This is a genomic window from Bradyrhizobium sp. ARR65, from assembly GCF_000472385.1.
Lineage (GTDB): Bacteria > Pseudomonadota > Alphaproteobacteria > Rhizobiales > Xanthobacteraceae > Bradyrhizobium.
Genome location: NZ_AWZU01000034.1, coordinates 1 through 12427, shown reverse-complemented (window position 1 = coordinate 12427; position 12427 = coordinate 1). Strand labels below are relative to the sequence as shown.

The 12427-nt window shown below is 62.4% G+C and carries 12 protein-coding genes and 1 tRNA gene; 4 read left to right on the top strand and 9 right to left on the bottom strand.

Annotated features, from left to right (window positions below):
* Positions 1-180: 180 nt before the first annotated feature.
* Positions 181-2196 (bottom strand): hypothetical protein, encoded by a 2016-nt coding sequence (locus F758_RS0129320; protein WP_024511238.1) that lies wholly within the window; start codon positions 2194-2196, stop codon positions 181-183.
* 69 nt (positions 2197-2265) lie between these two features.
* Complete coding sequence (locus tag F758_RS50990) at positions 2266-2523, bottom strand: hypothetical protein (protein WP_198026590.1); 258 nt, start codon at positions 2521-2523, stop codon at positions 2266-2268.
* A 94-nt stretch (positions 2524-2617) separates the two neighbouring features.
* Between F758_RS50990 and F758_RS0129315 the strand changes: the two genes are divergently transcribed.
* From F758_RS0129315 to F758_RS0129300, 4 genes are read left to right on the top strand one after another with little or no spacing between them, the layout of a single operon-like run.
* A complete protein-coding gene (locus F758_RS0129315; RefSeq protein ID WP_349543498.1) occupies positions 2618-3376 on the top strand; it encodes a peptidylprolyl isomerase in 759 nt (252 codons plus the stop codon).
* Positions 3377-3381: 5 nt separating this feature from the next.
* Positions 3382-4353 carry a HupE/UreJ family protein gene (locus F758_RS0129310; protein ID WP_157450195.1) on the top strand — a complete coding sequence of 324 codons (972 nt, stop codon included), beginning with the start codon at positions 3382-3384 and terminating at the stop codon, positions 4351-4353.
* A gap of 23 nt (positions 4354-4376) precedes the next feature.
* Positions 4377-4982 carry a HupE/UreJ family protein gene (locus tag F758_RS0129305; protein ID WP_024511235.1) on the top strand — a complete coding sequence of 202 codons (606 nt, stop codon included), beginning with the start codon at positions 4377-4379 and terminating at the stop codon, positions 4980-4982.
* Positions 4979-5599: a HupE/UreJ family protein gene (locus tag F758_RS0129300; RefSeq protein WP_024511234.1), complete on the top strand. Its 621-nt coding sequence runs from the start codon at positions 4979-4981 to the stop codon at positions 5597-5599. The genes F758_RS0129305 and F758_RS0129300 overlap by 4 nt, the downstream gene beginning before the upstream one ends.
* A 65-nt stretch (positions 5600-5664) precedes the next feature.
* Here F758_RS0129300 and F758_RS0129295 read toward each other — a convergent pair.
* The 7 genes from F758_RS0129295 to F758_RS44725 all read right to left on the bottom strand — a co-directional run bounded on the left by F758_RS0129295 (position 5665) and on the right by F758_RS44725 (position 11690).
* Positions 5665-5740 (bottom strand) — tRNA-Lys (locus F758_RS0129295).
* Positions 5741-5913: 173 nt separating this feature from the next.
* Positions 5914-6468, bottom strand: a complete 555-nt coding sequence (locus tag F758_RS0129290; protein WP_024511233.1) for a Spy/CpxP family protein refolding chaperone — start codon at positions 6466-6468, stop codon at positions 5914-5916.
* A gap of 122 nt (positions 6469-6590) precedes the next feature.
* On the bottom strand, positions 6591-7874 hold the full coding sequence (locus tag F758_RS0129285; RefSeq protein ID WP_024511232.1) for a TRAP transporter large permease: 1284 nt from the start codon (positions 7872-7874) through the stop codon (positions 6591-6593).
* The gene (locus tag F758_RS0129280) at positions 7874-8446 is read right to left on the bottom strand and encodes a TRAP transporter small permease (RefSeq protein ID WP_024511231.1); all 573 of its coding nucleotides are present in this window, start codon (positions 8444-8446) and stop codon (positions 7874-7876) included. Before F758_RS0129280 ends, F758_RS0129285 begins: the two co-directional genes overlap by 1 nt.
* 87 nt (positions 8447-8533) lie before the next feature.
* Positions 8534-9541, bottom strand: coding sequence for a TRAP transporter substrate-binding protein (locus tag F758_RS0129275; RefSeq protein ID WP_024511230.1), 1008 nt, complete (start codon positions 9539-9541; stop codon positions 8534-8536).
* Between the two features lie 256 nt (positions 9542-9797).
* Positions 9798-11363: a 2-isopropylmalate synthase gene (locus F758_RS0129270; RefSeq protein WP_024511229.1), complete on the bottom strand. Its 1566-nt coding sequence runs from the start codon at positions 11361-11363 to the stop codon at positions 9798-9800.
* A gap of 102 nt (positions 11364-11465) precedes the next feature.
* Positions 11466-11690 carry a hypothetical protein gene (locus tag F758_RS44725; RefSeq protein ID WP_035723457.1) on the bottom strand — a complete coding sequence of 75 codons (225 nt, stop codon included), beginning with the start codon at positions 11688-11690 and terminating at the stop codon, positions 11466-11468.
* Between the last annotated feature and the right edge of the window lie 737 nt (positions 11691-12427).

Sequence of the window (12427 nt, the reverse complement as noted above, 5' to 3'; positions counted from 1 at the left end):
CGGCGGGCGCGACCAGCCTTCGGAAAAGATTCTGGCGGGGTCTACCGCTTTGGTATCCCCGCCAGAGAGGCGCAATTTCAGCGCGCGACAGCGTCAGTCACCATTGCGCGCGATAGTGGCGCTTCACCGGGACCTACGTTACGCAGAACCGACACCGCGGGTCCTGGTCACGCCTTGGTCTTAGTCGCGATCCCAGCGCCAGTCGTCCCAGTCGTGGTCCCGATCGTTCTCGGCGTGGCCGCCAAGGGCGCGCGCGAGCTCCGCATTCTTTTCGACCAGGAGCTTCGGCGAATAATGCGGACGAATGAAGATCGGGTTCGCATAGAACCAGACGTTCGAGTAAGCCTGAACGTCATAGGTGACCTTCTTCACGCCGCTGCCATCGGTCTGCAGATGCGAGGGGCACGCGGGATCCGTGCAGCTCACATTGGCGTTAGTGAGGTCGATCAGCGGGTTACCGGCGCTATCGGTAACGTTCGGCGTCGCAACGGGGATGTTGGTGCCGCGGGCACGGATATAGAAGGGCGTATTGCCGGCCGTGAACGTCGTCGTGAAGCGCAGCTTGGTCGAGCCGTCATGCCGCTTCCAGCTCTGCATCTTCGTGACCGGGATCTGCTGAGCGATCTTGGCCGAAGAGTTGTACACGATCGTCGCACCGGCCGTTCCGGCCGCATTCGCCACCGCATAACCCGGGGCGCCCGGCTGGATCACACCGGTGATATCGCCGGTGATGAGGTCGACGTGGTCGAGCGACGGCTTGTTCAGCGGCTGCTTGATGCCGACCTGCGCGAGGAGCGGATTGTCGAAGCTGTACGGGCTATTGTTCTTAGCCGGGATGCTCATCTCCATCTCGACCGTGATCTTCTCGCCCGGCCGCACGACCAGCGTCTCGCCCATCGTCTTCCAATCGTCGTCGTGCTGACCGCGTGCGCGGTACAGCAGGTCCGGGCCAATGATATCGGCATTGACCGAGTAGGAATTTCCAGAGCGCATGCCGTCGATGATCGACTGCTCACTGAAGCGCCGGGAGTTCGGAATGTAGAGCTTGGTGTACTCGCCGGGAATGAAGTCCGACGTCGTCGCCGCGTCGCGCGCACCGAACGCACCGCGATTGTGCCAATCGGAGCTGACGAACAGGAAGAAGTTGCGGCCTTCGCCGAGCAGGCCGTCCCAGAGGCCGCCGACCTTCGCGGTATAGATGCCGCTCATACCGTAAGTACCGCCGCCGACCGCGCCGGATTCGTAGGAGCCGGAGCCGCCCGAGATTGTGCCCTGCGCCATGTGGCCGGGCGATTCGATGCCGAACGCTACCGTCGGACCGGCATTGTTGAAATCGCGGAAGTGCTCGATGTTATAGCCCTTGCTGCTGGTGGCGCTGAACGGACCCTGACGCTCGGTGTGCGTCGGAATGGCGTACGACTTCAACGGATGGTTGGCCTGAAGCCATGCAATGCCGGCAAGCGCCTTCTGGTGACCGGCGGTACCGTTATTGTTGACGTTGTCCTTGCCGGCCCAGACCTGATTATTGCGTGCATCAACCGGCCCGATCGCGTCGGTGTCAGCGCGGTCGAAGCGGTACTCGAACTCGGCCATCATGTTGGCATTGCCGTAACCGCGCGGATTCTGGCCGGTAACGACGGCAACGTCGGTGTGCTCGTGACCGGGCACGATCCATTCCAGACCTTCGACCAGCACCTTGTTGTACATTTGCGTGCGGTTGACGATGATCGGATATTCGACCTCCTCGATCGATTGCCAGCGCCACATGGTCGCATTGGTGCCCGAGCCGTTCGGCGTGCCCTTCAGGCTCGTGATGGTTATGCCGTCGATGGTCTTGCCGAGTGTCTGGCTCCAATAGGTCGTCGTATTGTCGCCCGTGATGTTGGCGCTTGCATCGCTGAAGCGGCAGTCGCGGTTGCCCGAACCGCCATGGTTGCCGAGCGTGAACCAGTCGAGACCGAAATTGTTGCCGCCCGCAGCGGCGACGCCGGTACCAACCGAACGATCAATGGAGTAGCCGGCTGCAACGGAGCCGTCCGTGCAGGTGTTGTGGTTGTGCATATCGCCGGCAACATAGGGATTGCCCCTGTGGCGCTTCTCGCCCCACTCCCAGCGGTCGTTGCCGGAGGCCCCCTGCGTCAACGCCAACGAGACCGAAGCCGCCGTCAGCAAGATCTTCTTGGAAGATGAAACCATGTAGTCGCCCCTACAGGAATTGATCTGAATCGAAAACGTCAACGACGCTGCATGCGCCATGCGGCGATTTCAGCGCGGGCGGACAAGATCAAATGTCGGAGACAGTTTGGTGAAGGTTTTGTTTTGAATCACCGTCGCGTCCGCAATCGACACTGCGGCTTGTCGACGCAGTTTTTTCATCGACTGCACGATTGCCCGGTGACAAGTGCGCGCGGCTCGTTGCATAAGCTTGGCCGCACGTTGTGCTCGAGAGAAATGTAAAAGATTTATGTCAACGCCAATGATCCAGAACGTGACAGAGACGATCGATTTGTCGACGCAGCGCACGAACCGCGCGACAGAAAATTCATCGAATATAGCAGCTAAAATTTCTCAACCGACCGTGTTGGCGGCAGTGCATTTTCTTCGGCGCGAACCACTCGTGCATTTCGTTCTGCTTGGCTCGATTATCTTCGGCATCAATGCGGTGCTGCATCCGCCGACGAAGGACGAGAAGGTCATTACCGTCACCAAGGTGATGCGGCAATCCTTCATCGACAACTTCGACGAGGACAAGGCGCGTACTCCGACCGATGCCGACCTCCAGAAGATGATCGATGCATGGGTCGCCAGCGAGATTCTTTATCGCGAAGGCAAGGCACTCGGCGTCGATCGCGGCGACGAGATGATCCGCGATCGTGTTGCCTTCAAGCTGCAACTCCTGATCTTCGACCAGGTGCATGTGCCGCAACCCACCGAAGATCAGCTACGCGCCTGGTTTGCGAGCAATCATACGCGCTTCGATCAGCCCGAACAGGTCGGCTTCTATCTGACGCCTCCGACCGACCAAGCCACCGTGCAACGACAGCTCGAGGACATTCGGGCGCAGCGCGAATCCGAAGAGCTCCGCAATCAGACCCGGGCGATCCTCGGACGCCCAGTCGACAGTCTCGCAGCATCCTTCGGTGAGGGCTTCCGCGACGCTCTGCTCACGCTTCCGCAGGGAGAATGGCACGTCCTGCAGTCGAAGGAGGGCTGGCACGTCGTTCGCCTTGATTCCCGTCGGCCGGGTGCACTCGCCAGATTCGAGGATGTGCAGGATGAGGCCGCGAGGATCTGGCACACTGAAGAGACGCGCAAGCAAGCCTGGGAGGCAGTCAATCGGTTGAAGGCCAACTACACTGTGCGGTACGAGCAGTGAGCACGATGCGATATCTCGCAGCGGCGCTGCTCGTTCTCGCCGCGCTCATCCTGCCGTCTCAGACCCGCGCGCACGAAGCCTCGCTCGGCGTGCTTGAATTGCGCGAGGTGCGACCTGGTGCCTTCATCGGGCATTGGACCATGGAGCCCACGATGGGCGCCGACCATGTCGACTTGCGCATGCCGCCGCATTGCTTCGTGCGGCTGCCCGAATTGAACTGCGGCGAGAAGGGATTGGTTGGGCCGGTTACCATCACCAATCTCGGCGCCGACATGTCGGCCGTGCTGATCCGCATCATTCCACTCGCCGGCGAGGCGCGCAGCTATACGATCTCGAGCGCAAATCCGGTGGTCTCGGTACTCGCCGCCGGCGCGCCGACCCTACAGACCTGGATCGAGCTGGCCAGGACCTATGTCAACTACGGAATCGACCACATTCTGCTCGGAGCCGACCATCTGTTGTTCGTGCTGGGATTGATCTGGATCGTGCGTGGCGGATGGCGCCTGACCAAGACGATTACGGCGTTTACCGTCGGACACAGCGTCTCGCTCGCCGCGGCGGCCTTCGGCCTGATCGGCGTGCCCGAGCGTCCGCTCAACGCCTGCATTGCGCTGAGCATCGTCTTCGTCGGCATCGAGATCATCAAACAGCAGCGCGGCGAGGCCGGGCTGACGGCCCGCTATCCCTGGGCGATCGCGTTCACCTTCGGGCTGGTTCACGGTATCGGCTTTGCAGGCGCGTTGGCCGCACTGGGACTCGAGCGGCGCTTGTTGCCCGCGGCCCTGCTCTTCTTCAACCTCGGCGTTGAGATCGGACAACTTGCCTTTGTGCTCCTTGTGCTGGCCTTGATCTGGGCCCATCGGCGCCTCGATGCCGTCTTGCCGCGCTGGGGCGACACTCTTCCGGCCTACACCATCGGCTCGGTATCCATGTTCTGGTTTTTCGGCCGTCTCCTGAGCGTGTTCGCCGCCACATGACCATGACACAGAACGGTGAAGCCATGTCTTTGCGTATTGTCCGAGCTCTGGCGGTGGCGATCGCGGGTCTCGTCCTCGCGCAACCCGCCTTCGCGCATGAGCAGGTCGGCGTCGGTGGCGGGCTCGTCAGCGGGCTCTTGCATCCGCTGACGGGACTGGACCACCTGATTGCAATGGTCGCGGTCGGAATCTGGGGCGCGCAGCTCGGAGCGCCTGCCATTTGGGTGCTGCCCATCACCTTTCCGCTGGTGATGGCCGTCGGTGGCGTATTGGGCGTCCTGCGAATCCCGCTGCCGATGCCTGAGATTGTAATCGCGCTGTCGGCGCTCGTTCTCGGCGCGGCGGTTGCAATGCGCCTGCGCCTGCCGTTTGCCGCCGCGGCTGCGGTCGTTGCGGTGTTTGCGATCTTCCACGGTCATGCGCACGGAGCGGAGCTTCCGAATTCCGCAAATCCGCTCGCCTACGGCGTCGGCTTCATCGTCGCAACCGGCCTGCTCCACCTTTGCGGCATCACCATCGGTACGCTGACGCGCTGGCCCGCCGGCGAGAGATTGATCCAAGGCCTCGGCGCGGTGATCGCCTTGCTTGGCGGATACTTTCTCGCGCAGAGCCTCGGAGCTGTCGCATGAATATGAGGTTCCGGCGCGGTGTTGTCGCCGCAGCGGTGTTACTCGCTCAGGCCAATGCGGCGGAGGCACACATTGCGGCCTCGCGTCTTGGTGACTTCTACGCCGGTGCGTTGCATCCGTTGACGGACCTCCAGGACATCATCCTTTGGGGCGCGATGGGCGTACTGGCGGGTTCGCTTGGCGCCGCGACGGGACGTTGGCTGGTGCTGGTGTTTCCGCTCGGGCTATTGGCTGGACTGGTGCTCGGACAATCTTTCGGTGTCGCTTCGATGTGGGCGACGGTTGATGCGGCCATGATGCTCGTGCTCGGCTTGCTCCTGGCCGCAGCCACGCGGATTCCGACCGGCCTGCTTTGCGCACTTGCTTTCGCATTGGCGCTCATCCGAGGAGCGGCGAACGCGAGCGACCTCGGGCCTGAGACTGATCGGCTGCTGTTCGCGGCGGGGCTCGCATGCGCGGGCTATGCAGCAATCACGCTCGCGATGGCCTTGGCGCTTGCGTTCCGCGGACTGGATAGCAGCCCCTCGACCAGCTGGCAGAAGATCGCCCTCCGTGCGCTCGGCGGGTGGATCGCCGCGATCGGGCTCATGATGGTCGGATTTGGTCTCGCCTCATGAGCGAGGCGTGCGCAGCCAGTCGGACTGGCGCTTCCGAAATCAACTGCAAGCGCTTGATATTGCGATGGTGGGCGCACCAGGGCTCGAACCTGGGACCCGCTGATTAAGAGTCAGCTGCTCTACCAACTGAGCTATGCGCCCGGAGCTTGTCCGGAAAGCCTTCGCAAGCGGGCGTCGTTTAGCAAAGCGCCCCCCCGATGTCCAGCAAAGGTGACGAAGTTTTCCCAATCCGTTTGTGGTCCAAATCGCGGAGAGGCCGCCAGAATTCGGCGACCTCCCCTAATCCAATCGGCAACCCCCGAACCAGCCGGCCGTCAGAGCCGCTCGGGCCCACCACTGTCGCGGTCCGGGCCCGGGCCGCCGTCATGGCCGTCATGCTCCATCCAACGGTGCCGCCAGCCCTCGCCGAAGCGGCGGCCGTGATGGGTCAGCAGGGCAAGACGCCGCTTCTGGCCGTCGTCGAGCGTCTTGTAGAGCGGATCGGCCGCATCCGCGATCTTCTTCAAGGCCGCGGAGGTCGCCGCCAAGTCGTCAGCGCGCTGGCGCAGCCGCGCGACCGGATCAGGCGGCGTCTGCTGCTGATCCTGGGCTTCGTCGTGCGCCTTCATCCGCGCGCTCGCCCGATCGATCCGCATCTTGGCGAAATCCCGGACCGCGGCCTCGACCGGTGGCCACAGCTTTTCCTGATCGGGCGTGAGCTTCAATCCGGCGTGCACCGCGGCAATCCGCGCATCGACTAGCGCCGCCCGGTCCTCCGGGCTCAGCCGCATGTGCTGCATATGCTCACGGAACCAGCCCTGATTGGCGTACACCGCGGTCGACGCGGCGATGGCGAGCGCGGCCATACCGGCTATGGAAAACTTCCTCATGAGAACCTCCTTGGAAGAGTTCCCCTCAAGGATGGGCGCAGCGAGAGCCCCGATCAACTTACAGTTTGGACAGACTGCGCCTTCTTACCAGGATGTAACCGAGACAGACCAAGCATCGCCGCCTAGATCATACCGAGCAGTTTGGGCAGCCACAGAGAAATCTCCGGCACGTAGGTAATCAGGCCAAGGAAGGCCAGCATCGCGCACAGCCACGGCAACACCGCGATCGTGATCTCGCTGATCCCCATCTTGGCAATACTCGAAGCAATATAGAGGTTGAGTCCGACCGGCGGATGACACAGCCCGACCTCCGTATTGACGATCATCAATATGCCGAGATGCACGGGATTGACGCCGAGCTTGGTCGCGAGCGGATACAGGATCGGGGCCATGATCAAGAGGATCGACGACGGATCCATGACATTCCCGGCCAAGAGCAGGATGACGTTGACGACCAGCAGGAACATCCACACCGAGAAATTCTTGTCGATGATCCAGGCCGCCATCGCCTGCGGAATCTGCTCGTGCGTCATCAGGAAGGAGAACAGCACCGCGTTGGTGATGATATAGAGCAGCATCGAGCTCATGCTCGCCGCCTGCAGCAGCACCTTGGGCACTTCCGTGAGCTTCAGCTCCTTGTAGACGAATACCGTGATGAAGAAGGCGTAGACCGCGGCGACGGCGGCTGCTTCGGTCGGCGTGAAGACGCCGCCATAGATGCCGCCCAGCACGATGCCGATCAGCAGCAGGCCCCAGAGGCTCTCGCGGAAAGCCGTGAACTGCTGGCCGATGGTCGCCCGCTTCATCCTGGGATACCCATTGCGGTAGGCAACGAACCAGGTCACCGCGGCGAGCATCATCGCCAGGATGATGCCGGGCACGATGCCCGCCATGAACAGCGCGCCGATCGAGGTATTGGTGGAGACGCCGTAGAGCACCAGGATAATTGAGGGCGGCACCAGGATGCCGAGCGCGCCCGAGGTCGAGATCACGCCGACGCCGAACCGCTTCGGGTATCCATAGTCCACCATCGCCGGCATCATGATCGAACCGATCGCCACCACCGTGGCGACGCTGGAGCCGGAGATCGCGGCAAACATCGCGCAGGCTGCGACGCCGGCAAGCCCGAGCCCGCCCGGCAGATGACCAACCAGCGACGTGGTGAAGGCGATCATTCGTCGCGCCACGCCGCCGCGCGTTAGGAACGTGCCGGCGAGGATGAAGAACGGGATCGCCATGATGCCGAAATTGTCGAGGCCCGAGAATAATTTCAGGCCGACGCTCTCGATCGGCACTTCCGTCATGGTGAACAGGAAGGTGAGCACGGTCAGGCCGAGCGCAATCGAGATCGGCATGCCCGTCAGCATCAGGGCAAACAGCAGTCCGAAAATAAGCGCCGCGCTCATCAGGCTTCTCCGAGCGCAATCGGCGCTTTCGGGCTGACCTCGATGTCGTCGACATGAGCCGCGTCATGGTGCGGCAGGTCGCCGGTGCGGTAGTAGGCCCACATCACCTGCAGGAAGCGGAAGCACATCAAATACGAGCCGAGCGGGATGCAAGCATAGACCAGCCAGCTCGGCAGCTCGAGATCCGGCGAGACCTGGTCGGTGTGCATCAATTCGATGACGAATTTGGCGCCCATGGTGCCGACGATCGCGGTGAACAACGCACCGCCGAACAGGCCGAACAGGATCACCCATTTCCGCCAGCGGTCGTTAAGTCGATTGATCAGCACGTCGACGCCGACATGGATGCCGGTGCGCACGCCATAGGCCGCGCCGAACTTCGCCATCCAGATGAACATGTAGATGCAGAGTTCCTGCGACCAGGCGAGATTGATCCCGAACAGATAGGGATAGAGCAAGGGCACATCGACCAGAAAGCGATGCGCCACGGCGATGAAGGTGATCAGCGTCGCCGCGCCCATCAGGCTCGCGATGATGATCTCCTCTAACCTGTCGAGAATGCGTAACAGCATCAGTGTCCCCTCTAGACAATCGGGCGGGTCGAGACCCGCCCGATCAGTACCTGTGGCGGCCGCGCCAGGCCGCGAATCGCAGGCCCCCTAGTTCATCGGGCTGCGGCCGGTCTCCTTCAAAAACTCGTCGATCAAGGGCTGGCCGACGCGCGATGCGACCTCCTTGTAGACCGGCAACATCGCCTTGCGCATCGCCTCGTTCTGCTCAGGGGTCAGCGTGACGATCTCGGTCTTGCCGGACTTCTTGATCGCTTCCAGCGCGTCGTCGTTTTCCTTGGCCGACTGGCTGTTGCCGTAATCGGTCGCTTCCTTCATCGCCTTCGAAAGTTCGTCGCGAATGTCGCCCGGCAAGCCGTCCCAGAACTTCTTGTTCACGACCACGACGTAACCGATATAGCCGTGGTTGGTGACCGTGGCGTATTTCTGCACCTCATGCATCTTCTGGGTGTAGATGTTGGACCAGGTGTTCTCCTGCCCATCGACCACGCCGGTCTGCAGCGCCTGATAGACGTCGGAGAACGCCATCACCTGCGGAATTGCGCCGAGCGCCCGGAACTGCGCTTCCAGCACCTTCGACGACTGGATGCGGAATTTCAGGCCCTTGTAGTCGGACGGCGCGACCAGCTTCTTGTTGGCGCTCATCTGCTTGAAGCCGTTGTCCCAATAGGCGAGGCCCGTCATGCCCTTGCTGTCCAGAAGCTTCAGCAGCTTGGCGCCGAGCGGACCGTCGGTGACTTTGCGCAGCGACTGCAGATCCGGCAGGATGTAAGGCAGGTCGAAAACCTCGAACTCCTTGATGCCGATCGGACCGAACTTGGAGTTGGACGGCGCCAGCATTTGCACGGCCCCTAACTGCAACGCCTCGAGTTCTTCCTTGTCCTTGTAGAGCGTCGAGTTCGGGTAGACTTCGACCTTCACCTTGCCATTGGTGTACTTCTCGGCGAGTTCCTTGAACTTGTCCGCCGCCTTGCCCTTCGGGGTGTCGGACGCCACCACGTGACTGAACTTGATCACGATCGGCGAATCCGCGGCAACTGCCGGGCCGACCGAGACGAGCGCCGCGATCGATACGGCCGCCAAAATCAACTTACGCATATTTCCTCCCGCAACCTTGCGGGACGCGCGCCATTGCGCCCGCCCCCTGCTTTCAAGTCAGCGGCACCAATACAGAGAAGCCGCCTGGAATACCATTGCCCGTTAGAAGGATGCGTGGGAAACCTTTGCTGCAATGCAAAACGCGACGCCGGGCGTCGTGTTTTTCCCGATTGTCATTCCGGGGCTGCTCGAAGAGCAGAACCCGGAATCCGGAGATTCCGGGTTCGATGCTGGCGCATCGCCCCGGCACCACAAATCAGCTTGCCGCGGCCGCGGCGGTCGGCAAATCGCGCTGGCGCTTCATCACGATCTTGTTGAGCGCGCCCAGATAGGCTTTCGCCGAAGCGACCAGCGTGTCCGGATCGGCGGCGCGGGCCGTCATCGACCTGCCGTCCTGGGACAGCCGCACCGAGACCTCGGCTTGCGCGTCGGTACCCTCGGTCACGGCATGCACCTGGTACAGTTCGAGCTTGGCCTCGTGCGGCACCAGGGCCTTGATGCAGTTGAACACCGCATCGACCGGCCCGTTGCCCTCGGCCTCCTCGATGCGGGTCTGGCCGTCGACGTCGAGCTTCATGGTGGCGCGCTGCGGCCCGTGGGTGCCGGCGATCACCGTCAGCGAGGTCAGCTTGATGCGGTCATGGGCGGCCGCGATCTCTTCGTCGAGCAGCGCCTCGATGTCCTCGTCGTAGATGTCCTTCTTGCGGTCGGCGAGCGCCTTCATCCGCACAAAGGCATCCTCGATCTGGTTGGCCCCTAACTTGTAGCCCATCTCCTCCAGCTTGTGCACGAAGGCGTGGCGGCCGGAGTGCTTGCCCAGCACCAGCGAGGACTGCTTCAAGCCCACCATCTCGGGCCGCATGATCTCGTAGGTGGAAGCGTCCTTCAGCACGCCGTCCTGATGGATGCCGCTCTCATGCGCGAACGCGTTCCGGCCGACGATCGCCTTGTTGTACTGCACCGGGAACGACGTCGCGGCCGAGACCAGCTTCGAAGCGCCGGTCAGCTTGGTGGTGTCGATCTTGTTCCAGAACGGGAACTTGTCGTTGCGGACGTTGATCGCCATCACGACTTCCTCAAGCGCGGCGTTGCCGGCCCGCTCGCCGATGCCGTTGACGGTGCACTCGATCTGCCGCGCGCCGCCCATGATGCCCGCCAGCGAGTTGGCGACGGCCATGCCGAGGTCGTTATGGCAATGGACGGAGAAAATCGCCTTGTCCGAATTGGGTACGCGCTCGATCAGGGTGCGCATGAAGTGGGTGTATTCCTCCGGCACCGTGTAGCCGACCGTGTCCGGAATATTGACCGTGGTGGCGCCGGCCTTGATCACGGCCTCGACGATGCGGCAGAGGAAATCCATCTCGCTGCGGGTGCCGTCCTCGGCCGACCATTCGACATCGTCGATCTGGTTGCGCGCGCGGGTGACATTGGCGATCGAGGTCTCGATCACCTGCTCCGGCGTCATGTTGAGCTTGACCTTCATGTGCAGCGGCGAGGTCGCGATCACCGTGTGCACGCGGCCACGCTTGGCGAACTTCACCGCCTCCGCGCAGCGGTCGATATCCTTGGGATGCGCCCGCGACAGGCCGGCGATGACGGCGTTCTTGGAACGGCGGGCGATCTCGCTCACCGCCTGGAAGTCGCCCTCGGAGGTGATGGGAAAGCCGGCCTCGATGACGTCGACGCCCATGTCGTCCAGCATTTCGGCCACTTCGAGCTTCTCCTCGAAGGTCATGGTGGCGCCCGGGCACTGCTCGCCATCGCGCAGCGTGGTATCGAAAATAATGACGCGGTCCTTTTCGGACTTGTTCACCTTAGTCATGTCGAAAATTTCCTTTTGGGTGGTACGCCCTGTCCTGAGCGCCGAAGGGTCTCTGGTCTCCAAAACCCCTGAGTGCCCAGGCGCATGCCGCCCAGCCGGCCCTCAGGGGCAGGTAAGAAGCAGCCCGCCAATAACGAGGGTGGGCAGGGACGCAGCGGCAATTGCGCCGGGACGAACGGCCAGCGCCGCTTCCCCCGCAATTTCATCGATTTCGCTGCGAATCAGCATTGCCAGACCCTTGGAGCGGGAGGAATCGTCGGTCAAAACCGTTGACGCTTGGTTGCCGGCGCCCGCTCCGTGCTGCTCTTCTAAACGAGAAAAGGGCATAGCCGCAACGCCAAAAAGAGGGTCAGGATGGCTGACCTGGTTACGAATGGCACTGCATCTGGGCCTCATGGTTCGAGACGGCGCTGCGCGCCTCCTCACCGTGAGGGTTTAACCGCGCGCCACGCATGAAACCTCATTCCGGAGGAGCCGCCAACGGGTCCGCGCAAAGCGCGGCCCGATGACAGGCTCCGCNGCGTCTCGACGGATGGGCCGCGCGAAGACCGCTGCCAAACAGCCGCGTTCTCGCGGCGAAGTTCGCGCGAGTTTTGTATCATCGATGTCCCTCCTTGAAATCAGAGGGCGCAGGGAAGGCCGGGTGGCCGCTGCACCCGGGGCCTCCGCGCAAAGAAATTGCGCGAAGCGCGCGTTGACCACAGGTACAGGCGGGAATCACACCGGCCTTCCCTGCGCAGTGGTTTACGGNTTACTTCGTGCTCTCCTCGGTGAGCCAGACTTTGTTGTCACCGTCATCAGCGCGATGCGAGACGCATCGTCGCCAACTTAGCGCCAGCCTTGGGGCGCCAGGACCACACGNCTTCGCCGTCCGCAAAGAGCGCCGCTCGTCTGTCGGCCCCTTCGCGTCCACCGCATTCCGCTCCACGTTCGTGACGACGCGTACGCCCCTCTTGCCGGTGCGGAACGCGCGAAGGGTGGGACTGATTCGCCCGACGCGGCAAGCCGACGGGATGCGGCACATTAACGCGACGGGCGAATCAAATCGCGGCCCCGAAAGCCGG

Excerpts from the sequence above, each read along its gene's own strand:
- F758_RS0129285 (WP_024511232.1), bottom strand. The coding sequence starts at position 7,874 with ATGAGCGCGGCGCTTATTTTCGGACTGCTGTTTGCCCTGATGCTGACG.
- F758_RS0129300 (WP_024511234.1), top strand. The coding sequence starts at position 4,979 with ATGAATATGAGGTTCCGGCGCGGTGTTGTCGCCGCAGCGGTGTTACTC.
- F758_RS0129290 (WP_024511233.1), bottom strand. The coding sequence starts at position 6,468 with ATGAGGAAGTTTTCCATAGCCGGTATGGCCGCGCTCGCCATCGCCGCG.
- F758_RS0129275 (WP_024511230.1), bottom strand. The coding sequence starts at position 9,541 with ATGCGTAAGTTGATTTTGGCGGCCGTATCGATCGCGGCGCTCGTCTCG.
- F758_RS0129305 (WP_024511235.1), top strand. The coding sequence starts at position 4,377 with ATGTCTTTGCGTATTGTCCGAGCTCTGGCGGTGGCGATCGCGGGTCTC.
- F758_RS0129310 (WP_157450195.1), top strand. The coding sequence starts at position 3,382 with ATGCGATATCTCGCAGCGGCGCTGCTCGTTCTCGCCGCGCTCATCCTG.
- F758_RS44725 (WP_035723457.1), bottom strand. The coding sequence starts at position 11,690 with ATGCCCTTTTCTCGTTTAGAAGAGCAGCACGGAGCGGGCGCCGGCAAC.
- F758_RS0129280 (WP_024511231.1), bottom strand. The coding sequence starts at position 8,446 with ATGCTGTTACGCATTCTCGACAGGTTAGAGGAGATCATCATCGCGAGC.
- F758_RS0129270 (WP_024511229.1), bottom strand. The coding sequence starts at position 11,363 with ATGACTAAGGTGAACAAGTCCGAAAAGGACCGCGTCATTATTTTCGAT.
- F758_RS0129320 (WP_024511238.1), bottom strand. The coding sequence starts at position 2,196 with ATGGTTTCATCTTCCAAGAAGATCTTGCTGACGGCGGCTTCGGTCTCG.